At 69.4% G+C, this 25,010-nt stretch carries 21 protein-coding genes; 7 read left to right on the top strand and 14 right to left on the bottom strand.

Going from position 1 to position 25,010, the window contains the following annotated elements; genetic code table 11:
• Positions 1-52 precede the first annotated feature (52 nt).
• Positions 53-1,816 (bottom strand): aspartate--tRNA ligase, encoded by a 1,764-nt coding sequence (gene aspS, locus AB5J50_RS25895; protein WP_369260677.1) that lies wholly within the window; start codon positions 1,814-1,816, stop codon positions 53-55.
• A 214-nt stretch (positions 1,817-2,030) separates the two neighbouring features.
• Here aspS and AB5J50_RS25890 point away from each other — a divergent pair, with 214 nt between their 5' ends.
• A complete protein-coding gene (locus tag AB5J50_RS25890; RefSeq protein WP_369260676.1) occupies positions 2,031-4,262 on the top strand; it encodes a SpoIIE family protein phosphatase in 2,232 nt (743 codons plus the stop codon).
• On the opposite strand, the gene AB5J50_RS25885 is transcribed toward AB5J50_RS25890, so the two are convergent.
• The 4 genes from AB5J50_RS25885 to AB5J50_RS25870 form a co-directional block, all read right to left on the bottom strand.
• Complete coding sequence (locus AB5J50_RS25885) at positions 4,157-5,278, bottom strand: AI-2E family transporter (protein ID WP_369260675.1); 1,122 nt, start codon at positions 5,276-5,278, stop codon at positions 4,157-4,159. The genes AB5J50_RS25890 and AB5J50_RS25885 overlap by 106 nt on opposite strands.
• A 92-nt stretch (positions 5,279-5,370) precedes the next feature.
• Entirely contained in the window at positions 5,371-6,159 is a 789-nt protein-coding gene (locus AB5J50_RS25880; RefSeq protein ID WP_369260674.1) for a VOC family protein, read from the bottom strand.
• A 187-nt stretch (positions 6,160-6,346) separates the two neighbouring features.
• Positions 6,347-7,318: a pirin family protein gene (locus AB5J50_RS25875; protein WP_327430167.1), complete on the bottom strand. Its 972-nt coding sequence runs from the start codon at positions 7,316-7,318 to the stop codon at positions 6,347-6,349.
• Positions 7,319-7,481: 163 nt separating this feature from the next.
• A complete protein-coding gene (locus tag AB5J50_RS25870; protein ID WP_327430166.1) occupies positions 7,482-7,988 on the bottom strand; it encodes an SseB family protein in 507 nt (168 codons plus the stop codon).
• A gap of 141 nt (positions 7,989-8,129) precedes the next feature.
• On the opposite strand from AB5J50_RS25870, the gene AB5J50_RS25865 reads away from it, so the two are divergent.
• Both AB5J50_RS25865 and AB5J50_RS25860 read left to right on the top strand, forming a co-directional pair.
• The gene (locus AB5J50_RS25865) at positions 8,130-9,956 is read left to right on the top strand and encodes an acyl-CoA dehydrogenase (RefSeq protein ID WP_327430165.1); all 1,827 of its coding nucleotides are present in this window, start codon (positions 8,130-8,132) and stop codon (positions 9,954-9,956) included.
• 153 nt (positions 9,957-10,109) lie between these two features.
• Complete coding sequence (locus AB5J50_RS25860; protein WP_369260673.1) at positions 10,110-11,405, top strand: M18 family aminopeptidase; 1,296 nt, start codon at positions 10,110-10,112, stop codon at positions 11,403-11,405.
• Between the two features lie 138 nt (positions 11,406-11,543).
• On the opposite strand, the gene AB5J50_RS25855 is transcribed toward AB5J50_RS25860, so the two are convergent.
• Together AB5J50_RS25855 and AB5J50_RS25850 are read right to left on the bottom strand one after the other, a co-directional pair.
• Entirely contained in the window at positions 11,544-13,367 is a 1,824-nt protein-coding gene (locus AB5J50_RS25855; protein WP_369260672.1) for a thioredoxin-like domain-containing protein, read from the bottom strand.
• A 29-nt stretch (positions 13,368-13,396) separates the two neighbouring features.
• Entirely contained in the window at positions 13,397-13,807 is a 411-nt protein-coding gene (locus AB5J50_RS25850; RefSeq protein WP_369260671.1) for a cupin domain-containing protein, read from the bottom strand.
• A 52-nt stretch (positions 13,808-13,859) separates the two neighbouring features.
• Between AB5J50_RS25850 and AB5J50_RS25845 the strand changes: the two genes are divergently transcribed.
• Positions 13,860-14,858, top strand: a complete 999-nt coding sequence (locus AB5J50_RS25845) for a GlxA family transcriptional regulator (protein ID WP_369260670.1) — start codon at positions 13,860-13,862, stop codon at positions 14,856-14,858.
• Entirely contained in the window at positions 14,855-15,349 is a 495-nt protein-coding gene (locus AB5J50_RS25840) for an LURP-one-related family protein (RefSeq protein WP_327430159.1), read from the top strand. Before AB5J50_RS25845 ends, AB5J50_RS25840 begins: the two co-directional genes overlap by 4 nt.
• A gap of 48 nt (positions 15,350-15,397) precedes the next feature.
• On the opposite strand, the gene AB5J50_RS25835 is transcribed toward AB5J50_RS25840, so the two are convergent.
• A complete protein-coding gene (locus AB5J50_RS25835) occupies positions 15,398-16,192 on the bottom strand; it encodes a carbon-nitrogen family hydrolase (RefSeq protein WP_369260669.1) in 795 nt (264 codons plus the stop codon).
• 154 nt (positions 16,193-16,346) lie between these two features.
• Here AB5J50_RS25835 and AB5J50_RS25830 point away from each other — a divergent pair, with 154 nt between their 5' ends.
• Positions 16,347-17,171, top strand: coding sequence for a maleylpyruvate isomerase family mycothiol-dependent enzyme (locus tag AB5J50_RS25830; protein ID WP_369260668.1), 825 nt, complete (start codon positions 16,347-16,349; stop codon positions 17,169-17,171).
• A gap of 200 nt (positions 17,172-17,371) precedes the next feature.
• Here the strand turns inward: AB5J50_RS25830 and AB5J50_RS25825 are convergent, their stop codons facing one another.
• On the bottom strand, positions 17,372-18,676 hold the full coding sequence (locus tag AB5J50_RS25825; protein ID WP_327430156.1) for an MFS transporter: 1,305 nt from the start codon (positions 18,674-18,676) through the stop codon (positions 17,372-17,374).
• On the bottom strand, positions 18,673-19,371 hold the full coding sequence (locus tag AB5J50_RS25820; RefSeq protein WP_369260667.1) for a GntR family transcriptional regulator: 699 nt from the start codon (positions 19,369-19,371) through the stop codon (positions 18,673-18,675). The genes AB5J50_RS25825 and AB5J50_RS25820 overlap by 4 nt, the downstream gene beginning before the upstream one ends.
• Positions 19,372-19,583: 212 nt before the next feature.
• On the opposite strand from AB5J50_RS25820, the gene AB5J50_RS25815 reads away from it, so the two are divergent.
• Entirely contained in the window at positions 19,584-20,480 is an 897-nt protein-coding gene (locus tag AB5J50_RS25815; RefSeq protein ID WP_369260666.1) for a D-alanyl-D-alanine carboxypeptidase family protein, read from the top strand.
• Positions 20,481-20,579: 99 nt separating this feature from the next.
• Here AB5J50_RS25815 and AB5J50_RS25810 read toward each other — a convergent pair whose 3' ends face one another.
• The 4 genes from AB5J50_RS25810 to pdhA all read right to left on the bottom strand — a co-directional run bounded on the left by AB5J50_RS25810 (position 20,580) and on the right by pdhA (position 24,976).
• Entirely contained in the window at positions 20,580-21,038 is a 459-nt protein-coding gene (locus tag AB5J50_RS25810; protein ID WP_369260665.1) for a hypothetical protein, read from the bottom strand.
• 284 nt (positions 21,039-21,322) lie between these two features.
• On the bottom strand, positions 21,323-22,777 hold the full coding sequence (locus tag AB5J50_RS25805) for a dihydrolipoamide acetyltransferase family protein (RefSeq protein WP_369260664.1): 1,455 nt from the start codon (positions 22,775-22,777) through the stop codon (positions 21,323-21,325).
• A gap of 10 nt (positions 22,778-22,787) precedes the next feature.
• Positions 22,788-23,768: an alpha-ketoacid dehydrogenase subunit beta gene (locus tag AB5J50_RS25800; RefSeq protein ID WP_369260663.1), complete on the bottom strand. Its 981-nt coding sequence runs from the start codon at positions 23,766-23,768 to the stop codon at positions 22,788-22,790.
• A 2-nt stretch (positions 23,769-23,770) separates the two neighbouring features.
• Positions 23,771-24,976 (bottom strand): pyruvate dehydrogenase (acetyl-transferring) E1 component subunit alpha, encoded by a 1,206-nt coding sequence (gene pdhA / locus AB5J50_RS25795; RefSeq protein WP_327430151.1) that lies wholly within the window; start codon positions 24,974-24,976, stop codon positions 23,771-23,773.
• Between the last annotated feature and the right edge of the window lie 34 nt (positions 24,977-25,010).

Below are 25,010 nucleotides of genomic sequence, written 5' to 3'. Positions count from 1 at the left end.
CGGTGTCGATTCCGAGCCACTCACGTGAGGACCCGCGAGGCCCCCTGAAGCCCTACTTCGGCTGCGGCTTGCGCACCGAGAGGTGCAGCTCCCGCAGACGCGTCTCGTCCAGCTCCGTCGGCGCGCCCATCATCAGGTCCTGCGCGTTGCCGTTGAGCGGGAACGCGATGGTCTCGCGGATGTTCGGCTCGTCCGCGAGCAGCATGACGATGCGGTCGACGCCCGGGGCGATCCCGCCGTGCGGCGGGGCGCCGAAGCGGAAGGCGCGGAGCATGCCGGCGAACTGCTCCTCGACGGTCTCACGGTCGTAGCCCGCGATCTCGAACGCCTTGAGCATGATCTCGGGCTCGTGGTTCCGGATCGCGCCGGAGGACAGCTCGACGCCGTTGCAGACGATGTCGTACTGCCAGCCGAGGATGTCCAGCGGGTCCTGGGTCTCCAGGGCCTCCAGACCGCCCTGCGGCATCGAGAAGGGGTTGTGCGAGAAGTCGATCTTGCCGGTGTCCTCGTCCTTCTCGTACATCGGGAAGTCGACGATCCAGCAGAAACGGAAGACGTTCTCCTCGAAGTGACCCGCACGCTTGGCGGCCTCGACCCGCACCGCGCCCATGATCTTCGAGACCTCGTCGAACTCGCCCGCGCCGAAGAACACCGCGTGGCCGGCAGAGAGAGACAGGCGCTTCGTCAGCTCCGCGACGTTCTCCTCCGTCAGGAACTTCGCGATCGGGCCCGTCAGCGAGCCGTCCTCGGCGACACGGACCCAGGCCAGGCCCTTGGCGCCCTGCGAGACCGCGAAGTCACCGAGCTGGTCGAAGAACTTCCGGGGCTGCGACGACACGTCCGGCACCGGCAGGGCGCGCACGTGCTTGCCCGCGAAGGCCTTGAACTCGGAGCCTTCGAAGATGTCGGTGATGTCGACGAGCTCCAGCTGGGCCCGCAGGTCCGGCTTGTCGGAGCCGTACTTCAGCATCGCCTCGCGGAACGGGATGCGCGGGAAGGGGGACGTCACGTGACGGCCGTTCCCGAACTCCTCGAAGAGTTCCGTCATCAGCTTCTCGATGGGCTGGAAGACGTCTTCCTGCTCTACGAAGCTCATCTCGACGTCGAGCTGGTAGAACTCGCCCGGCGAGCGGTCCGCGCGCGCGTCCTCGTCACGGAAACAGGGCGCGATCTGGAAGTAGCGGTCGAAGCCGGAGATCATCAGCAGCTGCTTGAACTGCTGCGGGGCCTGCGGAAGCGCGTAGAACTTGCCCGGGTTCAGGCGGGAGGGGACCACGAAGTCGCGGGCGCCCTCCGGGGAGGTGGCGCTGAGGATCGGGGTCGCCATCTCGTTGAAGCCCAGCGCCGTCATCTTGTGACGGATCGCGGAGATCACGGCCGTACGCAGCAGGATGTTGCGGTGCATGCGCTCACGGCGCAGGTCGAGGAAGCGGTACTCCAGGCGCCGCTCCTCGTTGACCCCGTCCTCCGCGTTGATCGTGAACGGCAGCGGGGCGGCCGCGCCGAGCAGCTCGACCTCGCTCACCTCGACCTCGATCTCGCCCGTGGGCAGGTCCGGGTTCACGTTCTCCGTGCCGCGCGAGACGACCTTGCCGTCGACGCGGACCGTCGACTCCTTGGAGACCTTGTCGAGGGCCTCGTAGGCGGGCGTGCCGGGGCGGGCGACGAGCTGCGTGATGCCGTAGTGATCGCGCAGATCGATGAAGAGGATGCCGCCCAGGTCTCGGCGATTGTGCAGCCAGCCGCTCAGCCGGACGTCGCTTTCGACGTCAGAGGCGCGGAGCTCGCCGCAGGTGTGGGACCTGTACCGATGCATCGTCGTTTCATCCAGTCTTCGCGGATCGCGGTCTGTTGACCGGGGCCTGTTGATCGGGGTGTTTCACGTGAAACACCCCCAGGGTACCGGGCAGCCCAAGATCGCCTCCCCACCATTTAGGCCTGTGGCCCCGTACGGCCGCGCACGGGGCCACAGGCCAGTGCCACCACAGCTTCGGTGGCAGGTACCGATCACCTGTTCATACAGTGGGTCAATGCGCACTGGTGAGCCCCTGCCCGGCGTGGGGGACGTCCTCGCCGCCCTCGCGACCGGCCTGTGGCGCTGGGACAACGCCGGGGGCCTCGTCACGTTCGACGCCGAGGCCGCCCGGCTGATCGGTCTGCCCGCGGAGCCGACGACGCTCACCGAGGCGGGCGCACGCTCCCATTTCCACCCCGTCGACTGGAATGAGATCTACGGAGTCGTGCAGCTCGCCGTCACCGAAGGCACCCTCGCCGAGGCCCGGATGCGGATCATGGACGGGCACGGCCGGGTGATCCGTACGGTTCGCAGCCGCTCCAAGCCGATCGTCGACCCGAAGACCGGCGAGTACGAGCTGATCGGCACCCTCCAGGAGATCAGCGAGCCGCCGCCGGGCTCCGCCGCCCGCACCCCCGTCACCGGCGACTGGCGCCGCTCCCGCGAGGCGTTCCTGCTGGACGCGGGGCGGGCGCTCGCCGAGGCGCGGTCCACGGCGGAGGTGCTGCGGGTCGCGGCGGGCCTGTCGATGCCCGGGTTCTCGCCGGACGGGCTCGCCGTCTTCGGCGCGGAGGCCGACCGGCTGACGGTCATCGGACACCACGGGCACCAGCCGGGCGACGAGAGCCCCTTCTCGCAGATGTCCCTGACCACGGACTATCCGGCCGCGGACGTCGTCCGCACGGGCCGCGCCGTCTACCTGTCCTCCCCCGAGGAGTACAAGGAGCGCTACCCGGCCTCCTGGCCGCTCGCCCAGCACTTCGGCCGGCAGTCCTGGGCGTTCCTGCCGCTCACCGTCGCGGGCCGCACCATGGGCGCGTGGATGGCGGCCTTCACGTACCCCGTCACCTTCACACCCGACGAGCGCTCGGTCCTCACGACCGTCGCCCGCATGCTCGCGCAGGCCCTCTCGCGCGCCGTCGCCGCCGAGACCGAGCGTGAGCTGACCGACGGCCTCCAGCGCTCGATGATGCCCACGCTGGGCCCCCAGATGCCGGGCATGAGCGTCGCCGCGCGCTACGTGCCCACCGGCGGCGGTCTCCAGGTCGGCGGCGACTGGTACGACATGATCCCGCTCCCCACCGGCCGCTTCGCCCTGGTCATCGGCGACGTCCAGGGCCACGACGTGCGCGCCGCCGGCCTCATGGGCCAGCTCCGCATCGCCCTGCGCGCCTACGCCGCCGAGGGCCACCGCCCGGACGCGGTGCTGTCGCGGGCCTCGCGCTTCCTGTACGGGGTCACGGACTCGGTGACGTACGGGTCGAGCAGCGGCACGGGCAACGGCGAGAGCGGTGATCTCCGCTTCGCGACCTGCCTGTACGTCGAGGTCGACCCGGCGACCGGGACGCTCGACATCGCCCGAGCCGGGCACCCCGACCCCGCGATACGCATGGCGGACGGAACCGTACTGATGCGGCCGACCGCGGGCGGGCTGCCGCTCGGCATCGACCCGGACGCCGACTACCCGACGACCCGGCTAGTCCTGGAACCCGGCGAAACCATGCTGATCTGCACCGACGGGCTCATCGAGACCGGGGGCCACGACCTCGACACCGGCTGGCGCCGTATCCGCCGGACCCTCGAATCCCACGACGGCGACATGGAGTCCCTCGCCGACGCCCTGGTCCAGGCCGTGCACGGGCCCTCCTCGCACCACACCACCGGGCCGCTGGCCGACCGGCGCGAGGACGACATAGCCGTACTGCTGCTGTGCCGGCTGGGCCCGGGGTGCGGCTGCGGCGACACGGTCACGACCATCCCGCCGACAGTGCGCCGCACCGTGCTGACCGTGGCGCAGGCCGAGCCCGAGCGGATCGCGGACGCCCGTCAGCAACTGCGCGAGATGCTGCACGACTGGGCCTCCGAGGACCAGCTCGACTCCGCGGTCCTCCTCGTCTCCGAGATGGTCACCAACGTCCTCGTGCACACCGACGCCGACGCGCTGCTCGTCGCCGAGGTGACCGGCGAGCCGGGCGAGCGGCGGATGAAGGTCGAGGTCACCGACGCCAGCGACGACCTGCCGCACCGGCGTCACCCCGGCGAGCTGGCGTCCTCCGGACGGGGGCTGGTGTTCATGGAACTCCTCGCGGACGCGTGGGGCGTGGACCCGCGGGGGGAGGGGAAGAGCATCTGGTTCGAGTTCTACGAGTCCGATGCCGACGCCGACGACGCTCCTCGTTCTCCAGGCGCTTCTGGCGCTTCTGGCGCTCCTGAGGCTCCTGGCACTCCTGCTTCTTCTGAGGCGTAGCGCGTACGGAGTTCGTGCAGCACTCCGAACGCGGCGGCCGTCAGCGGGACGGCGAGCAGCATGCCCAGGATCCCCGCGACGGACGCGCCCGCCGTGATCGTCAGCATCACCACCGCCGGATGCATCTGCACGGTCCGGCTCTGGATCATCGGCTGGAGCACATGCCCCTCCAGGACCTGCACGGCGACGACGACCCCGAGCACCCACAGCGCGATCACGAACCCCCGGTCCGCGAGCGCGACCAGCACCGCCACCGCGCCGGAGATGAACGCGCCGAGATACGGGATGTACGCCCCCACGAAGACCAGCGCGCCGAGGCCCACCGCGCCCGGGACACTCAGGATCAGCAGCCCGACGGTGATGCAGAAGGCGTCGATGAACGCGATGAACGTCGTCCCGCGCATGAACCCCTCGACGCCCTCGAAGGCCCGGCGGGCCATGGCCTCGACGACATCGGCGGTCCCCCGGGGCGCCAGCGACCGCACCATCCCGGACACCCGGTGCGAGTCCCGCAGGAAGAAGAAGACGAGCAGCAGCGCCAGTACGGCCATGGCGATGCTCTCGCCCACGATGCTCACACCACTGATGACATTGGACGCGGCCGTGCCGCCGAACTTGGTCAGCAGGTCCTTGGAGTTGGTCGCGAGGTCGTCGAGGGACGTACCCGCCGCGCCCAGGTGCTCGGCGACGGACTTCGCGGCCTGCTTCAGCGAGGCGACGATCTGATCGCCGGTGTCGATGAGCGCGGCGACGACGATGTAGACGGCGCCACCCACCACCACGACCACCGCGACACACGTGAGCCCGGCGGCCAGCGACCGGTTGACCTTCACCTTCACCAGCCGCCGGTACAACGGCCCGAGCAGCGCGGTCCCGAGCAGCGCGAGCAGCACCGGCACCACCGCCGTACGGAACTCCCCGCACAGCACGATCCCCACCCACCCGACACCGGCGGCGAGCAGGATCACGGCACACCAGGCGGCCAGCCGCCGGGCGCCTTCGGGGAGTAGCTGCACGCTTCCACCCGATCACGCGCCGGGCGAGCCGTCCTGTGGGGAGGGCCCGCCCGGGTGACGCAGCGTCAGCGACCGGCGATACGCGGCTCGGTTCAGGGCGTGGCGCTCGTGATGACGGCGAAGGGCGCCCCGAATGGGTCGAGGAACATGGCAAGGCGTCCGACACCCTCGGCGTCGACGGCGGGGATGATGACCGTCGCGCCCAGTTCCTGGGCCCTGGCCACCACGGCGTCGCAGTCCTCGACCTCGAAGTACGGGTGCCATTCGGAGGACGAGCCGCGCTGCATGTGCTCCGCCGGGAGCTGCATGAGGCCGCCGTGCATGGTCGTCTCGCCGCCGCCCGCGGGCCCGGCGATGGTGTAGACGATGTCCGGGCCCATGGGCATGTCGCGCATGTCCCACGACAGGACCGTGCGGTAGAAGTCCTTCGCCGCCGCGGCGTCCGTGGTGTAGAGCTCGATCCAGCTGAGGGTGCGCGGCTCGTTGACGACCTCCAGGCCATCCATGTCCCGGGCTTCCCACACGGCGAACTCGGCGCCCGTCGGGTCGGTGAAACCGGCCATCCGCCCCGCGGTGAAGACGTCCGTGGGCGGGAAGCGGACCGAGCCGCCGGCCTGTTCGACCGCTTTCGCGGTGGCGTCGGCGTCCAGGGTGCGGAAGTAGACCGTCCAGGCGGAGGACGCCCCCTCCTCGGTCAGCGGGCCGACGGCGGCCACGGTCTTGCCGTCCTTCTGCAGGAAGCCGTAGCCCCCGGCCTCCGGTCCCGCGGACTGGAACTGCCAGCCGAACGTTCCCTCGTAGAAGGCGACGGCCGCGTCGATGTCCGGTGTCCCCAGGTCGAGCCAGTTCGGCCCGCCCGGAACGTTCGTCGAGGTGAGCATGAGGCGCTCCTAGCAGGTGAGTTGCGGTGGCCCGGAAACAGAGCCGGGACTCGGTGCCACCGCCGACACGTCTGTCCGACAAGCTACCCGCCGAGCCCCGCGCGAGCATGCCGTAGACCGCGCGCGCACGGGAAAGCCCCGTCCGTTGCACCGGACGGGGCTTTCCCGTGATTCACCCGACGGAGGCTTACAGCCCGCCCTCCGACATCCCGTGCACCGCCGGGACGGTTCCCAGGCGACCCTTCTGGAAGTCCTCGAAAGCCTGCTGGAGCTCCTCGCGGGTGTTCATCACGAAGGGGCCGTAGTGGGCCATGGGCTCACGGATCGGCTGCCCGCCCAGGAGCACGACTTCCAGGTCCGGCGTGTTCGAGTCCTGCTGCTCGTCCGCACGGACGGTCAGCGAGCCGCCCGCGCCGAAGACGGCGGTCTGGCCCGTGTGGACCGGGCGGCGGTCCGTGCCGACGCTGCCGCGGCCGGCGAGGACGTACGCGAGGCCGTTGAAGTCCTCGCGCCACGGGAGGGTCAGCTCGGCGCCGGGCGCCAGGGTCGCGTGGACCATGGTGATCGGCGTGTGCGTGATGCCAGGGCCCTGGTGGCCGTCGAGCTCACCGGCGATGACGCGGAGCAGCGCGCCGCCGTCGGGGGTGCTGAGCAGCTGCACCGTGCCGCCACGGATGTCCTGGTACCTCGGGGCCATCATCTTGTCCTTGGCCGGGAGGTTCACCCACAGCTGGAGGCCGTGGAAGAGGCCGCCGGACATGACAAGCGACTCCGGCGGGGCCTCGATGTGCAGGAGGCCCGAGCCCGCGGTCATCCACTGGGTGTCACCGTTGGTGATGGTGCCGCCGCCACCGTTGGAGTCCTGGTGGTCGAAGATGCCGTCGATGATGTACGTCACGGTCTCGAAGCCGCGGTGGGGGTGCCAAGGGGTGCCCTTGGGCTCGCCCGGCGCGTACTCCACCTCGCCCATCTGATCCATCATGATGAACGGGTCCAGGTACTTGTAATTGATCCCGGCGAACGCACGGCGAACCGGGAAACCCTCACCCTCGAAGCCACTCGGCGCGGTCGTCACGGCCAGAACGGGACGGGCCACGGCATCGGTCGGCGCGGCCACACGGGGCAGGGCCAGCGGGTTCTCAACGGTCACTGCAGGCATGTCGGGACCTCCTTGTGGTTCGAGTTTAGTTGAGCATTGAACTTTCTGCTACCCGTAACGACGGACGCCCGGAGGGCATTCCCTCCGGGCGTCCGGGATGTCGCAGCAGGTGTCGCAGTAGGTGTCGCAGTACGAGAGCCTCCGCCAGCCGTACAAGCGCCTGCTAGCCGTACATACGGCGCATCGCGAAGTCCACCATCTGCTCCACGGCCTTCGCGTCGAAGACCATCCGGTGCTCGCCCTCCATGTCGAGGACGAAGCCGTAGCCGGTCGGCAGCAGGTCGATCACCTCGGCGCCGGTGATCACGAAGTACTTGGACTCCTTGCCGGCGTACCGGCGGAGCTCCTTGAGCGAGGTGAACATGGGGATCACCGGCTGCTGGGTGTTGTGCAGCGCGAGGAAACCGGGGTTGTCGCCGCGCGGGCAGTACACCTTCGACGTCGCGAAGACCTGCTGGAAGTCCTCCGCGGACATCGATCCCGTGGTGAACGCGCGGACCGCGTCGGCCAGGGACGGCGGGGACGGCTCCGGGTACAGCGGCGGCTGCTGGCCGTAACCGCCGGGCATCTGCCCGCCCGGCATCTGCCCACCAGGCATCTGCCCGGGCATCTGCTGCTGGGGCTGGGCGTACCCCTGCTGTGCGCCCGCGTTCTGGTCGTAGCCGTACATGCGTCAAAGAGTAGTGGGCCACATATGGACCATCAGGGGTTGATTCTTATTACTGGCGGGTAGCATCATCGTAGCTACTTGTTGGTACGTGAACTAGGTGCGAGGTCAGTGCCTCGCCGATCCCTTAACGGAGCCGTCGCCATGGGGCACTACAAGTCGAATCTCCGCGACATCGAGTTCAACCTCTTCGAGGTGCTCGGGCGCGACAAGCTGTACGGCACCGGCCCGTTCGCGGAGATGGACACGGACACCGCCAAGAGCATCCTCGAGGAGCTGACGCGGCTTTCGGAGAACGAGCTGGCCGAGTCGTTCGCGGACGCCGACCGCAACCCGCCGGTCTTCGACCCGGAGACCAACACCGCGCCCGTACCGGCGTCCTTCAAGAAGAGCTACAAGGCCTTCATGGACTCCGAGTACTGGCGGCTCGGCCTGCCCGAGGAGATCGGCGGCACCACCTCGCCGCGCTCCCTGATCTGGGCGTACGCGGAACTGCTGCTCGGTGCGAACCCGGCGGTGTGGATGTACGCCTCGGGTCCCGCCTTCGCCGGCATCCTCTACGACGAGGGCAACGACGTCCAGAAGAAGATCGCCCAGATCGCGGTCGAGAAGACCTGGGGTTCGACCATGGTCCTCACCGAGCCCGACGCGGGTTCGGACGTCGGCGCCGGGCGCACCAAGGCGATCCAGCAGGAGGACGGCTCCTGGCACATCGAGGGCGTGAAGCGCTTCATCACCTCCGGTGAGCACGACATGGAGGAGAACATCCTTCACTACGTGCTCGCTCGCCCCGAGGGCCACGGCCCCGGCACCAAGGGTCTCTCCCTCTTCCTCGTCCCGAAGTACCTCTTCGACTTCGAGACCGGCGAGCTGGGCGAGCGGAACGGCGCCTACGCCACCAACGTCGAGCACAAGATGGGCCTCAAGGCGTCCAACACCTGCGAGATGACCTTCGGCGACCGTCACCCCGCCAAGGGCTGGCTGATCGGCGACAAGCACGACGGCATCCGCCAGATGTTCCGCATCATCGAGTTCGCCCGCATGATGGTCGGCACGAAGGCGATCTCGACGCTGTCGACGGGCTACCTGAACGCTCTTGAGTACGCCAAGGAGCGCGTCCAGGGCACCGACCTCGCGAACTTCATGGACAAGACCGCGCCCAAGGTCACCATCACGCACCACCCGGACGTCCGCCGCTCGCTGATGACGCAGAAGGCATACGCGGAGGGCATGCGCGCCCTGGTGCTGCACACCGCGGCCGTCCAGGACGACATCCAGGTCAAGGAGGCCGCGGGCGAGGACACCGCCGCCCTTGAGGCCATGAACGACCTGCTCCTGCCGATCGTGAAGGGCTACGGCTCCGAGAAGGGCTACGAGCAGCTCGCGCAGTCGCTGCAGACCTTCGGCGGCTCCGGGTTCCTCCAGGAGTACCCGATCGAGCAGTACATCCGCGACGCCAAGATCGACACCCTGTACGAGGGCACCACCGCGATCCAGGGCCAGGACTTCTTCTTCCGGAAGATCGTCCGCAACCAGGGCGCGGCGCTGAACTCCCTCGCCGAGGACATCAAGAAGTTCCTGGCGCTCGGCACCGGCGGCGAGGAGCTGTCCACCGCCCGCGAGCAGCTCGCCAAGGCGGCCGTAGAGCTGGAGGCCATCGTCGGCCTGATGCTCACCGACCTCGCGGCGACCGAGCAGGACGTCAAGAACATCTACAAGGTGGGCCTGAACACCACCCGCCTGCTGCTGGCCTCCGGTGACGTCGTCGTCGGCTACCTGCTGCTGCGCGGTGCCGCCGTGGCCGCCGAGAAGCTGGAGACGGCCTCCGCCAAGGACAAGCCCTTCTACACCGGCAAGATCGCGGCGGCGAAGTTCTTCGCGGCGAACGTCCTGCCCGGCGTCACCGGCGCCCGCAAGCTCGCCGAGAGCGTGGACCTGGACGTGATGGAGCTGGACGAAGCGGCGTTCTAGGCACCTTCCAGGCACCTTCCGGGTCCCCCGAGCGGGGCGGACACCGAATCGGAACCTGTCCTTCCGGTCACGTGTCCGCCCTTCACAACCCCGTTACGAGGGCCCGCTCCCATCCCCGGGAGCGGGCCCTCACGCGTCGTTAAGGTGAACACCATGAGCACACCCTCACGCTTCGACCGCGGACACACCGACGACCTCATGTCCTTCCTGGCGGCGAGCCCGACGCCCTACCACGCGGTGGCCAATGCCGCCGAGCGGCTGGAGAAGGCCGGATTCCGTCAGGTCGCCGAGACCGACGCGTGGGAGGGGACGAGTGGCGGGAAGTATGTGCTGCGCGGGGGTGCGATCGTCGCCTGGTACGTGCCGGAGGGCGCCGGGGCGCACACCCCGTTCCGGATCGTGGGCGCGCACACCGACTCCCCGAACCTGCGGGTGAAGCCGCTGCCGGACACCGGCGCGCACGGCTGGCGGCAGGTGGCCGTGGAGATCTACGGCGGGCCGCTGCTGAACTCCTGGCTGGACCGGGACCTGGGCCTCGCGGGACGCCTCTCGCTGCGGGACGGCTCCACGCGCCTGGTGAACATCGACCGCGCCCTGCTGCGCGTGCCCCAGCTCGCCATCCACCTGGACCGTTCCGTCAGCGCCGAGGGGCTCAAGCTCGACAAGCAGCGGCATCTGCAGCCCATCTGGGGGCTCGGCGACGCCCGCGAGGGCGATCTGATCGCCTTCCTGGAGGAGGAGCTGGGGCTGGCCGCGGGCGAGGTCACCGGGTGGGACCTGATGACCCACTCCATCGAACGGCCCTCGTACCTGGGCCGCGACAAGGAGCTGATGGCCGGCCCGCGCATGGACAACCTGCTCTCCCTGCACGCGGGTACGGCGGCGCTGGTCGCGGTCGCCGCCGGCGACTCCGGCCTCCCGTACATCCCGGTGCTCGCCGCCTTCGACCACGAGGAGAACGGCTCGCAGAGCGACACCGGCGCCGACGGGCCGCTGCTCGGCAGCGTGCTGGAGCGTTCGGTGTTCGCGCGCGGCGGCTCGTACGAGGACCGGGCGCGCGCCTTCGCGGGCACCGTCTGTCTGTCCTCCGACACCGGCCACGCCGTCCACCCCAACTACGCCGAGCGGCACGACCCGACGCACCACCCGCGCGCCAATGGCGGCCCCATCCTCAAGGTGAACGTCAACAACCGCTACGCCACGGACGGTTCGGGCCGCGCCGTCTTCGCCGCCGCCTGCGAGAAGGCCGGCGTGCCCTTCCAGTCCTTCGTCTCCAACAACTCGATGCCCTGCGGCACCACCATCGGACCCATCACGGCGGCCCGCCACGGCATCAAGACCGTCGACATCGGCGTGGCCATCCTCTCCATGCACAGCGCGCGCGAACTCTGCGGCGCCGACGACCCGTTCCTGCTGGCCAACGCGCTGGTCGCGTTTCTGGAGGGCTAGCCCTCCACCGGCGCACGCGGCGGTCGCGCGGTGACGAGGGAGGGACGGCAGCCTGGACGTCGACCTGCGCGCCGCCGAGGAGTCCTGCTGGAACGACGAGCTGTCCGACCTGGGTCTGTGACGGGGTGACGGGCCCGCTCAGTCGTCCATGCCCGCGAGGACCAGCGGCAGCCGGTCCGCGCCGCCCTCGCCCAGCCGCACCGGAACGCCCCAGTCCTGCTGGTGGACATGGCAGGCCGGGTACTCGTTGGACGGATCGTCGTCGCAGGACGCGGCCATCGCGGAGACGTGCAGCACGCCTTCCGTGACGGCCGGGTTCAGCTCCAGGGCGCGGGAGAGATCGGTTCCCGCGCCCTCGCCAGCGAGCAGCAGCTCGGGCGGGGTCGAGGAGACGAGGAGCCGGGTGGAGGGGCCGTACCGCGTGTCCAGCTTCTGTCCGGCGGGAGCCTGGAAGATGACGTCCAACCGGAGCTTGCCCGGGGCGACTTCGGTGGCGGCGCGCTGGGTGCGGTGGGCGACCGACTCGACCCGTACGGCCTCCTCGGGGAGCCGCAGCCGGGTCAGCCGGTGGCGGGCGGACTCGACGACCACGATGTCGTCACCGAGGAGCACCGCGTCGCTCGGTTCCCTCAAGTCCGTGGCCAGTGTGGTCACTTCACCTGTCGCCGGGTCGTAGCGGCGCAGTGCGTGGTTGTACGTGTCGCTCACCGCGACCGAGCCGTCGGGGAGGGCCGTGACCCCCAACGGGTGCTGGAGCAGGGCCTGTTCGGCCGCCCCGTCGCGGTGCCCGAAGTCGAAGAGCCCGGTGCCGACGGCGGTGTGCACGGCCCCGTCGAGGTCGACCCAGCGCAGCGCGCTCGTCTCGGAGTCGGCGAGCCACAGCCGGTCCTCGGTGGCGGCGAGCCCCGACGGCTGCGCGAACCAGGCCTCGGCGGCCGGCCCGTCGACGAGCCCCTCGTTCGTCGTACCGGCGGCGACCCCGACGGTCCCGTCCTGCGGGTCGTACGCCCACAGCTGGTGCACGCCGGCCATGGCGATCCAGACCTTGCCGCCGAACAGGGCCACATCCCACGGCGAGGAGAGGTCGACCTCGCGCGCCGGACCGGACGTCGGCGAGCCCTGCCACCACTGGCGGCCCGTCCCCGCCAGGGTCGTGACCTCACCGGTCGCGAGATCGAGCCGCCGCAGCGCGTGGTTCACGGCGTCGGCGACGACCACGGACCCGTCCTCCAGGAGCGCCAGCCCCTGCGGCTCACTGAACCCGGCCACCTCGGCCGCCCCGTCCGCGAACCCCCGCACACCGGAGCCGATCCGCCGCACGACGGTCTCCCCGTCGCCCTCCAGCTCCACCAGCTGATGCCGGGTCGTGTCACTGACCAGCAGGTTCCCGCTCGGCAGGGCGAGGGCCTTGCCGGGGAAGCGGAGCACCGTGGGCTCGGGCTCCGGCGCCACGTACGGCCCGTCGCCGCGCCGCAGGGTTCCCTTCGCCGCGTGCTCGGTCTCCAGCTCCGCCACCAGCCGGGCGATGGCGTGCGCATGCCCCTCACCTGCGTGCTGCGCGACGACGTACCCCTCGGGATCGATCACGACGAGCGTCGGCCAGGCGCGCACGGCGTACTGCTTCCAGGTCGCGAGCTCGGGGTCGTCGAGGACCGGGTGCTCAACGCCATACCTCTCGACGGCGTCCACGACCGCCTGGTGCTCGGCCTCGTGCGCGAACTTCGGCGAGTGCACGCCGATGATCACCACCGTGTCCCGGTGCTTCTCCTCCAGCTCGCGCAGCTCGTCCAGGACATGCAGACAGTTGATGCAGCAGAACGTCCAGAAATCGAGGATGACGATACGTCCTCGCAGGTCGGCGAGGGTGTACTGCTCATCTCCCGTGTTCAGCCAGCCGCCCTTGCCGATCAGCTCGGGGGCGCGGACACGGGCGCGACGGGTGGTGGGGGCGGAGTCGTTCATGGATCAAGGGTGCCACCCGTCACTGACAGTCAGGCCAGCGCATGGCCCGTGGTGGCGTCCACGTGGTCCGGTACCTCGTCGTGGCGGTCGCCGACGGTGAGGGTGCCCGTGGGTTCGAACATCAGGATGGCGGCACCGGCCGGGGCGTACGGCTTGTGTTCGGTGCCGCGCGGGACCGTGAAGACCGAGCCCCTGGAGAGGGTCACCGTGCGCTCCCCGTCCGTCTCGCGCAGGGCGATGTGCAGTTCCCCCTCGACCACCAGGAAGAACTCGTCGGTGTGTTCGTGCACGTGCCAGAGGTGCTCGCCTTCGACCTTCGCGATGCGTACGTCGTAGTCGTTGACGGCGGTGACGATGCGGGGGCTCCACAGGTCGGTGAAGGAGGCGAGGGCGGTGGAGAGGGAGACGGGCTCGCTGCGCGGGGTGCGTTCGCTGGTCATGGGCTCATCCTGGGCGGTGGTTCCCCGGCCGCACGAGTGCTAGAAATCGCATATGCCGCAAGGATCCTCGCAGCCGGACCGATCGCACCGCGTCGTCCTCGTCGTCGACGAGAATTCGAACCCCTTCGAGATGAGCTGCGCCATCGAGGTCTTCGGGCTGCGGCGGCCCGAACTCGGCCGCGAGCTGTACGACTTCCGGCTGTGCGCCGCCGGGCCGCGGACCCGGATGCGGGACGGTTTCTTCACGCTCACCGATGTCGCGGGGCTGGAGGCGGCCGAGGACGCGGACACGCTGATCGTGCCGAACCGGCCCGACACCGATGCCCCGCGCTCCCGGGAGGTCCTGGACGCCGTACGGCGGGCCCACGCGCGCGGCGCCCGGCTCATCGGCTTCTGCTCGGGCGCGTTCACGATCGCGGAGGCCGGGCTGCTGGACGGGCGGCGGGCGGCCTGCCACTGGATGTGGGCGGAGTCCTTCCGGGCGCGGTTTCCGGGGGTCCTCCTCGAACCGGACGTCCTCTTCGTGGACGACGGGGACATCCTCACCGCGTCCGGCAGCGCCTCCGCGCTGGACTTGGGGCTGCACGTCGTACGGCGCGACCACGGCGCGGAGATCGCCAACGCGGTGTCCCGCCGACTGGTCTTCGCGGCGCACCGCGACGGCGGCCAGCGCCAGTTCGTGGAACGGCCGCTGCCCGACGTACCCGACGAATCCCTCGCCCCTCTGCTCGCCTGGGCGCAGGAGCGGCTCGGCGAACCGCTGACGGTCGCGGATCTGGCGGCGCGCGCGGCGGTCAGCCAGGCGACGCTGCACCGGCGCTTCCGGGCACAGCTCGGCACGACCCCGCTGGCGTGGCTGACCGGCGAGCGGGTGGCACTGGCCTGCCGGCTCATCGAACGCGGCGAGGAACGACTCGACGTGGTCGCGGACCGCAGCGGCCTCGGCACCGCCGCGAACCTGCGGGCACGGCTGCGCCACGCGACCGGACTCAGCCCGTCGGCCTACCGGCGGCGTTTCGGACCGCCCACCGGGGAAGCGGTGATGGCATGAGATACCTCGTACGCGACCGGCTCCTCGGCTTCGGCGACGACTACTGGATCGAGGACGACCGCGGCAACAAGGTCTTCCTCGTCGACGGCAAGGCCATGCGGCTGCGCGACACCTTCGAGCTGAAGGACACGCACGGGCGGGTCCTGATCGACATCCACCAGAAGATGTTCGCCCTGCGCGACACGATGATCATCGAACGGGACGGCGACCCGCTCGCGACCATCAAGCGCAAACGCCTCTCCCTGCTCCGCAACCACTACCGCGTCTCCCTGGTCGACGGCACCGAACTCGACGTCAGCGGCAAGATCCTCGACCGCGAGTTCGCCGTCGACTACGACAACGAACTCCTCGCCCAGATCTCCCGCCGCTGGCTGCACGTCCGCGAGACGTACGGCGTCGATGTCGTACGGGAGGACGCGGACCCGGCGCTGCTGATCGCGGTGGCGGTGTGCGTGATCCATCTGGCGGAGAGGGAACGGGAGGAGGACTGACGCCGGGGAGCAGGGACTCACGCTCGGGTGGGCGGGTCCAGGGACGGACTAACGCCGGGGCGGGTCCAGGCCCAGCAGGCGGTCCTTGAGCGCCGGGAACTGTTCCCGCGTGGTCGCGACCTTCGCCGGGTCGAACTCCACCGTGAGGGTCTCCTCGCCGGCCCCTGCCTCCGCGAGGACCTCGCCCCACGGGTCGACCACGATCGAGTGACCGGCCTGGGGAACTTCCGCGTGCGTACCGGCCGTTCCGCAGGCAAGGACGTACGCCTGGTTCTCGACGGCCCGGGCCTGTGCGAGCAGCGTCCAGTGGGAGCGGCGCCGCTCGGGCCAGCCGGCCGGGAGGACGAAGGTCTCGGCGCCCGCGTCGACGAGCCCGCGGAAGAGCTCGGGGAAGCGCAGGTCGTAGCAGGTGGCGACGCCGATGACCGTTTCCGGCAGACGGACCGTCACCAGCTCTGCCCCGGCACCCATCAGCACGGCCTCGCCCTTGTCGAAGCCGAAGCGGTGGATCTTGCGGTAGGAGGCGGCGAGTTCACCGGAGGGGGAGAAGACGAGCGAGGTGTTGTACAGGGCGCCCTCCGGGTCCCGCTCGGGAATCGAGCCCGCGTGCAGCCACACACCCGCGTCGCTCGCCGCCTTGGCCATCACCTCGTACGTGGGCCCCTCCAGCGGCTCGGCCTCCGCCTCGAACCCCTCGTAGGCGAACGCGCCGGTCGTCCACAGCTCGGGCAGCACCACGAGATCGACACCGGCTTGTTCTCGTACGAGAGCCGCCACACGCAGCCGACGCGATGCGACCGATTCGCTGTCGTTTACGTCGATCTGGAGGAGAGAGGCGCGCACACTACCACCGTCCTGGCATTCGAGCCGTCCATACGGGCCTACGATCGTCACACGAAAGCACTGCCGGGGTGCCTCACAGCAGCGTAACTTAGCGTCCCAAGACACCCGCTGCCTGTGCACTGCCCGCGTCCAACCGCCCGAGGGGTCCCGTTCCGTGAGTCTGCATCCCAGCCTTCAGTCCTACGCCGACGCCTGGACCCACTCGATCGACGCGATAACCGAGCTGGTGCAGCCGCTTGTGGAGGGCGAGTGGAACCGGCGGACGCCGTGCCCCGGCTGGTCGGTCCGCGACCTCGTCTCGCATGTGATCGGACTCGACTGCGAGATGCTGGGCGACCCGCGGCCGATCCACACCCTCCCCCGCGACCTGTATCACGTGACGAACGAGCACCAGCGGTACATGGAGATGCAGGTCGATGTACGCCGTCACCACACGGCGCCGGAGATGACCTCCGAGCTGGAGTACACGATCATCCGCCGCAACCGTCAGCTGCGGAACGAGAACCGGCAGCCCGACACCAAGGTGCGTGCCCCCCTCGGCACCGAGGTCACTCTTGAACACGCCATGCGGAACCGTGCGTTCGATGTGTGGGTGCATGAGCAGGACCTTCGCGCTGCCCTCGGCCGGCCGGGCAACCTCGACTCTCCGGGTGCGCACATCACCCGCGACGTGCTCCTGTCAGCCCTCCCGAAGGTCGTGGCCAAGGACGCCGGCGCTCCGCCCAACTCGGCCGTGGTCTTCGACATCCACGGCCCCATCGAGTTCCTCCGCACGGTCCGCGTCGACGCCGACGGCCAGGGCTCGATAGACGGCGCCCCTTCCCTGGGCCCGGCCGCCACCCTCGCTCTCGACTGGGAGACGTTCGTCCGCCTCGCCTGCGGCCGCGTGCACGCTGACGCTGTGTCCGACCGCATCAAGACAGAGGGCGACCCGGAACTGACGACAGCAATCCTCCGAAACTTCGCGGTGACCCCGTAGCCAACTGATCCCTCTGCCCCTTCGACCCCGTTGGGTTGTGTGCCGGGTGCGGGCGGGTGGGGGCTGGTCCAAAAGATTGCGCAGTTCCCCGCGCCCCTTTTAGGGGCGCGGGGAACTGCGCAATCTTTTAGGGGGTCTGGGGGCGCAGCCCCCAGGGATGGGACGGGTAGGGGCGGCGGGGGCGAAAGCCATGGTGGGGGCTACGCAGGAACGTGCACCGTCTCCACCCGACTGGCCACCAACCGCTCCCGCTCCCTCCGAGCCGCCTCCCCCCGCAACCGAAAGATCTGACTCAGCCCAACCGCCTGCAGAACGAACACCGCAGCGAAGGCAACCCGATAGTTGTCCCCGGTCGCATCAAGCAGCACACCAACAGCCAGCAGCGTCGTCATGGAGGCGACAAACCCACCCATGTTGGTGATGCCGGAGGCGGTGCCCTGCCGCTCCGGCGGATTCGCGGGCCGCGCGAAGTCGAACCCGATCATCGAAGCCGGGCCACACGCCCCCAGCACGCTGCACAGCACCACCAGCACCCACATCGGCGCGTGCTCCCCGGGGTACACCAACACGAACGCCCAGACGCCCGCCGTAGCGAACACCGTGCCGAGCGCCAGCGGAAGCCGCGCCGCATGATGCCGGGCAACGATCTGCCCGTACACCAGTCCGACCACCATGTTGGAGAGAACGACGAGCGTCAGCAGCTCACCGGCCGTCGCCCGCGACAACCCCTGCGCCTCGACCAGAAACGGCAGCCCCCACAGCAGCAGAAACACCATCGCCGGGAACTGCGTCGTGAAGTGCACCCACATCCCGAGCCGCGTGCCGGGCTCCCGCCACGACGCGGCGATCTGCCGACGCACGTAAGCAACCCCCTGGTGCGGGAACGGCTCCGGCTCATGCCCCTCGGGGTGGTCCTTCAGAAACAGGAGGAGGAGTACGAGGACCACGACACCGGCGGCCGCACTGCCGGCGAACGCCGCCGTCCAGCCCACCCCGTGCAGCAGCCGCGCGATGACCAGGGTCGAGACCAGGTTGCCCGCCATGCCCGCGAGACCCGCGAGCTGCGCCACCAGCGGCCCGCGCCGCGCCGGGAACCACCGCGTACCCAGCCGCAGCACGCTGATGAACGTCATCGCGTCGCCGCAGCCCAGCAGCCCGCGCGAGGCGAGCGCCATGGCGTACGAGGAGGAGAACGCGAAGCCCAGCTGCCCCGCCGTGAAGAGCACTACGCCGATCGTCAGGACCCGCTTCGTGCCGAGCCGGTCCACCAGCAGGCCGACAGGTATCTGCATGCCCGCGTAGACGAGGAGTTGGAGAATCGAGAAGGTGGAGAGGGCAGAGGCGCCCACGTGGAAGCGGTCCGCCGCGTCCAGTCCGGCCACCCCCAGCGACGTACGGAAGATGACCGCGACGAAGTAGACGGAGACGCCGATGCCCCAGACGGCGATCGCGCGCCGTCCGCCGGGCGGATCTCCGGGAAGCGACACGGCCGAACCCGAGCTCATCGGACCTCGCCCCTCGCCAGGTTGGAGAACCAGCTGACGTGCCGGTGGATGATGCCGACGACCGCCTCCGCGTCACCGGAGCGCAGCGCTTCGAGGATCTCCTCGTGCTCGGTGAGCGTCTTGGTGATCCGGTCGGGGTGGGCGTGCATCACGGCGACTCCCATCCTCAACTGCCGGTCGCGGAGCTGGTCGTAGAGCCGGGAGAGGATCTCGTTGCCACCGCTGCGGACGATCTCGGCGTGGAAGCAGCGGTCGGTGACGGCGGCGGCCGCCAGATCTCCGGCGGCGGCCTGCCCCTTCTGCTGGGCCAGCAACTCCTCCAGGCGCGCGATGAGTCGCGGTGAGGCGGGGACGGCCTTGCGGGCCGCGTGCTCCTCGACGAGCTGGCGGGTCTCGACGACGTCCGCGATCTCCTGCGCGGAGACGGGCAGGACGAGTGCGCCCTTCTTCGGGTAGAGCCTGATCAGCCCTTCGGCCTCCAGCCGGAGCAGTGCCTCGCGCACGGGGGTCCGCGAGACTCCGACCGCCTCGGCGAGCTCGCCCTCGGTGAGCAGCGTCCCGCCCTCGTAACGGCGTTCCAGGACACCCTGCTTGACGTGTGCGTAGACGCGGTCGGCGGCGGGCGGTTGCTTCAGGGTCGGCTTGACGGCCGGCTCGTCGGGCGCCGAGGTGGGGACGGCTGGGGCTGAGGGCATGCGCACATCATAGATACAACACGTACGCATGCTCGCGGCCGGTCCAGGATGCGGACCCCAGCAGACCCCAGGGGCTTTCTCATGTAACTCACATCACATGAAGCGCATCCGGCGCCCGTACATCCCTTTAAGCTCCTCACGAGTCCGTACGTGAGACGGCACTGCCATGTGCCGTTCTCCCAGGGGCATTTCGCGCATTCGGAGCGTTCATTTTGATTACCGGCATTAAGGGCACGCGTTTCCGCAGGGCCGCCGCTGTGACCGTCACGACCGGCGCCGTGCTGGCCGCCGGCGCCTTCGGCGCCGCACCCGCGGGCGCGGTGGCCACGCCCACGATCGCCGCCAAGGGCGGCTACGTGATGAACAACGGCACGGGCACGACCCTTTACACCAAGGCCGCGGACACCAGACTTTCCACCGGCTCCACCACCAAGATCATGACGGCCAAGGTGGTGCTGGCCCAGTCGAACCTCAACCTGGACGCCAAGGTCACGATCCAGAAGGCGTACAGCGACTACGTGGTCGCCAACAACGCCTCCCAGGCCCACCTGATCGTCGGCGACAAGGTCACCGTGCGCCAGCTCCTGTACGGGCTGATGCTGCCGTCCGGCTGTGACGCCGCCTACGCGCTCGCCGACAAGTTCGGCAGCGGCACGACCCGCGCCGCGCGCGTGAAGTCGTTCATCGGCAAGATGAACGCCGCCGCGACGAGCCTCCACCTGACGAACACGCACTTCGACTCGTTCGACGGCATCGGCCACGGCGCCAACTACTCGACGCCGCGCGACCTGACGAAGATCGCCAGCAGCGCGATGAAGAACTCCACGTTCAAGTCGGTCGTGAAGACGGTGACCACGAAGCAGAAGGCCACCACCAGCAGCGGCGGCTACCGCTACTACACGTGGGAGAACACCAACAAGCCCCTGCTGACCGGCTACACCGGCACCATCGGCGTCAAGACCGGTTCCGGCCCCGAGGCCAAGTACTGCCTCGTTTTCGCCGCGACCCGCAACGGGAAGACGGTCATCGGCACGGTGCTCGCCTCGACGTCCATCGACGCCCGCACGGCTGACGCCAAGAAGCTGATGAACTACGGCTTCGCCAAGTAAGGCGCGCAGAAGGAAAAGCACAGACGGATAGCACGTACAAGAAAAGGGGGGCCTGCCGCGCGTCATGCGCGGCAGGCCCCCCTTTTCTTGTACGGGAAATCAGCCGTGAAGAAGCGGCGAGCCGTACAGCTCCTTGGTGATCGCACCCTTCCCGTCACCCTCGATGTCGTACACGAGCGTCGCGTCCGAGGACCACCACAGGTCCTTGTCGTACGTCGCCGTCGGCGCGACGCAGCGGTTCGCCGGGCCGTCCTCGGCCGGGCCCGAGTAGTCGGCATTGACCAGGGCCGTCAGGTCACACGTCTTCGTGGTGACGATCGTGTCGCTGCCGCCCGAGTCCGCACGCGACTCGACACGGTTCGTGATCTTGAACGAGGTGAATCGCTTGCTGTTGTCGATCACCTGGTCGTCGACGATCTGCCATCTGACCGTGCTCGACGCGGTCACCTTGCCCGAGGTGACGTCGGCGCAGTTCGGAATGTAGTACGTCGTCTCGGGCTTCTGGCCCGGGAAAATGATGTTGAACTGGTGCGCGAAGTCGTCCGAACACGAGCTCACCGCAGCCGCCGGAGAAGCGAATGCGATCCCCCCGGCGAGCGCGCCGCCCACAAGAGCGAATGCGGCGAGAGACTTTCCAACCGTCAAGGGTCGTCCTTTCGAGAAGCGCCCACGTCCAAAAAGGTGGGCCCCGCCAAATACCGAACGGCTGGTCGAACCGCCCGGCAGTCGTGATCATAGGCAGGCAAAGATCCCGAAAAACAGGCCGGTTCGCAGCTTGGCTGCATTACGCCAAAGGCGCCCCTTCTCGAATGAGAAGAGGCGCCCCGGGGAAAAGCGTGGGCTTACGCCCAGGTGATCAACCGCTTCGGCTGCTCCAGGATCGCCGCCACATCGGCGAGGACCTTGGAGCCCAACTCGCCGTCGACGAGGCGGTGGTCGAAGGACAGCGCCAGCGTGGTGACCTGGCGGGGCTTGACCTTGCCCTTGTGGACCCACGGCTGGAGCTTGATCGCACCGACCGCGAGGATCGCGGACTCGCCGGGGTTGAGGATCGGCGTGCCCGTGTCGACGCCGAAGACGCCGACGTTGGTGATCGTCACCGTGCCGCCCTGCATCGCGGCCGGGCTCGTCTTCCCCTCACGGGCCGTCGAGACCAACTCGCCCAGCGACTGCGCCAGTTGCGGCAGCGTCTTCGCGTGGGCGTCCTTGATGTTCGGCACGATCAGACCACGCGGGGTCGCCGCCGCGATGCCCAGGTTCACATAGTGCTTCTGGACGATCTCCTGGTTGGCCTCGTCCCAGGAAGCGTTGACCTCGGGGTTGCGCTTGATCGCCACCAGCAGGGCCTTGGCGATCAGGAGGAGCGGATTCACGCGCAGGCCCTGCAGTTCCTTGTCCTGCTTGAGCTCCTCCACGAGCTTCATCGTGCGCGTCACGTCGAGCGTCACGAACTCGGTGACATGCGGCGCGGTGAACGCCGAGCCGACCATCGCGGCGGCCGTGGCCTTGCGGACACCCTTGACCGGGATACGGGTCTCACGTCCCGTGTCGTACGCGACGACCGGGGCCGGGACTCGGGCGGGCGCCTGCACAGGGGCGGCCGGGGTCACCTCCACGACCGGGGCCGGGGCGGGGGCGGGTACCACCGCCGCGTGCACGTCCTCGCGCGTGATGATGCCGTCCGGGCCCGACGGGGTGATCGTCGTCAGGTCGACCCCGAGGTCCTTGGCGAGCTTGCGGACGGGCGGCTTGGCGAGGGGGCGCTCCTTGGCGTGGCCGTGTCCGTTGAGCTCGCCCTGGATCGCGGTGCCCGCGAGGAACGGCTCGGGCTGCTGCGCGGGAACCACCTCGGCGCCCTTGCGGGGGCGACGCTTCGTGGAGGACTCGGCGACGCCGTACCCGACGAGGACCGGCTTGCGGCCCTCGGGCTTGGGCTCCTCGGCGGGAGCCGGCGCGGCGGGGGCCGGGGCGGACGCCGCAGAGGTCTGCACGGGCGCTGCGGGGGCCTGCGGAGCCGGGGCACCGGCACCACCGGCCACGTCCACCGCGATGATCACCTCGCCGACGTCCACCGTCGTCCCCTCGGGGAAGCGGAGTTCGCTCACCACACCGTCGTAGGGGATGGGCAGCTCGACCGCGGCCTTGGCCGTCTCGACCTCGCAGACGACCTGGCCGTCGGTGACGGTGTCACCGACCTGTACGTACCACTTGAGGATCTCCGCCTCGGTGAGTCCTTCGCCCACGTCGGGCATCTTGAACTCGCGGAGCCCCGACGCGTTCTCAGTCATCGTCGTCACGACCCTCTCCTCAGTACGCCAGCGAGCGGTCGACGGCGTCGAGCACCCGGTCCAGGCCCGGAAGGTACTCCTCTTCCAGGCGCGCCGGCGGATACGGGGCGTGATAGCCGCCGACCCGCAGGACGGGTGCCTCCAGGTGGTAGAAGCACCGCTCGGTGATCCGGGCGGCGATCTCCGCGCCCGTACCGAGGAACACCGGGGCCTCGTGCACCACGACCAGGCGGCGGGTCTTCTCGACCGAGGCCTGGATGGAGTCGAAGTCGATGGGGGACATCGAGCGCAGGTCGAGGACCTCGATCGACTTGCCCTCCTCCTGGGCGGCCGCGGCGGCCTCCAGGCAGACCTTCACCATCGGCCCGTACGCGACGAGGGTCAGGTCGGTGCCCTCGCGCGTCACGCGTGCCTTGTGCAGGGGTGAGGGGATCGCGTCCTTGTTGACCTCGGACTTGTCCCAGTAGCGCCGCTTCGGCTCGAAGAAGATCACCGGGTCGTCGCTGTGGATGGCCTGCTGCATCATCCAGTAGGCGTCGGAGGCGTTCGAAGGGGAGACCACCTTGAGGCCCGCCACGTGCGCGAACAGCGCCTCGGGGGACTCGGAGTGGTGCTCGACCGCGCCGATGCCGCCGCCGTACGGAATGCGGATGACGACGGGGAGCTTGATCTTTCCGAGCGCCCGCGCGTGCATCTTCGCGAGCTGCGTGACGATCTGGTCGTACGCCGGGAAGACGAATCCGTCGAACTGGATCTCCACCACCGGGCGGTAGCCGCGCAGGGCGAGGCCGATCGCGGTGCCGACGATGCCCGACTCGGCGAGCGGGGTGTCGATGACCCGGTCCTCGCCGAAGTCCTTCTGGAGTCCGTCGGTGACCCGGAAGACACCGCCGAGCTTGCCGACGTCCTCGCCCATGATGAGGACCTTGGGGTCGGTGTCGAGGGCCGTGCGCAGCGACTCGTTGATCGCCTTGGCCAGCGCCATCTTTTCTGCCGCCATCGCTACTTGCCCTCCCCTTCATCCGCGAACGACGCCTGGTAGGCGGCGAACTGGGCCCGCTCCTCGTCGACGAGCGCGTGCCCGTCCGCGTACACGTTCTCGAAGATGGCGAAGTGGTCCGGGTCCGGCATGGCACGGACGACTTCGCGTACTCGTTTGCCCAACGCCTCGCTCTCGGCCTCGAGTTCCGCGAAGAATCCCTCGTCCGCGTGGTTTGAGGCTTCGAGATACGTGCGCAGGCGCAGGATCGGGTCCTTCGCCTCCCAGGATTCGCGCTCCTCGTCGGCCCGGTACTTGGTCGGGTCGTCGGAGGTGGTGTGCGCGCCCATGCGGTAGGTGTACGCCTCCACGAGGGTGGGGCCCTCGCCGCGGCGGGCCCGCTCAAGGGCCCACTTGGTGACGGCGAGGCAGGCGAGGACGTCGTTGCCGTCGACGCGGACGCCCGGGAAGCCGAAGCCCTGCGCGCGCTGGTAGAGCGGGACGCGGGTCTGCTTCTCGGTCGGCTCGGAGATGGCCCACTGGTTGTTCTGGCAGAAGAACACGACCGGGGCGTTGTAGACCGCGGAGAACGTGAACGATTCGGCGACGTCACCCTGACTGGAGGCGCCGTCTCCGAAGTACGCGATCACGGCCGAGTCGGCGCCGTCCTTGGTGATGCCCATGGCATAGCCGGTGGCGTGCAGCGTCTGCGAGCCGATGACGATCGTGTACAGGTGGAAGTTGTTGGTGTTCGGGTCCCAGCCGCCGTTGTTCACACCGCGGAACATGCCGAGCAGGTTGGTCGGGTCGACCCCGCGGCACCAGGCGACGCCGTGCTCGCGGTAGGTCGGGAAGACGTAGTCGTCGTCGCGGGTGGCCCGGCCCGAACCGATCTGGGCGGCCTCCTGGCCCAGCATCGAGGCCCACAGGCCCAGCTCGCCCTGGCGCTGCAGGGAGGTGGCCTCGGCGTCGAAGCGACGGCTCAGCACCATGTCCCGGTACAGACCGCGCAGCTCGTCGGGTGTGATGTCGGCGACGTACGGGTCGTACGTGGCGTCCTTGACCCGCTTGCCTTCCGGGGTCAGCAGCTGAACGAGCTCGGGCTCGGCGCCCGTCGTACCCGGCGACTTCTTGGCGGCCGGGCTGGTGCGCTTGGCACCGGCGCTCGCGGCGCTCTTCGTACCGGCGCTGCGTCGCGGCTTGCGCGCGGCAGTGCTCTCCACGGTCACGTGTGCTCCTCCGTCGGTCCGGCCCCCGGGGTTG

This window comes from Streptomyces sp. R35 (assembly GCF_041053035.1).
GTDB lineage: Bacteria > Actinomycetota > Actinomycetes > Streptomycetales > Streptomycetaceae > Streptomyces > Streptomyces lutosisoli.
The sequence above is the reverse complement of the archived record's forward strand: the minus strand, read 5'-3'. Positions and strand labels throughout refer to the sequence as shown.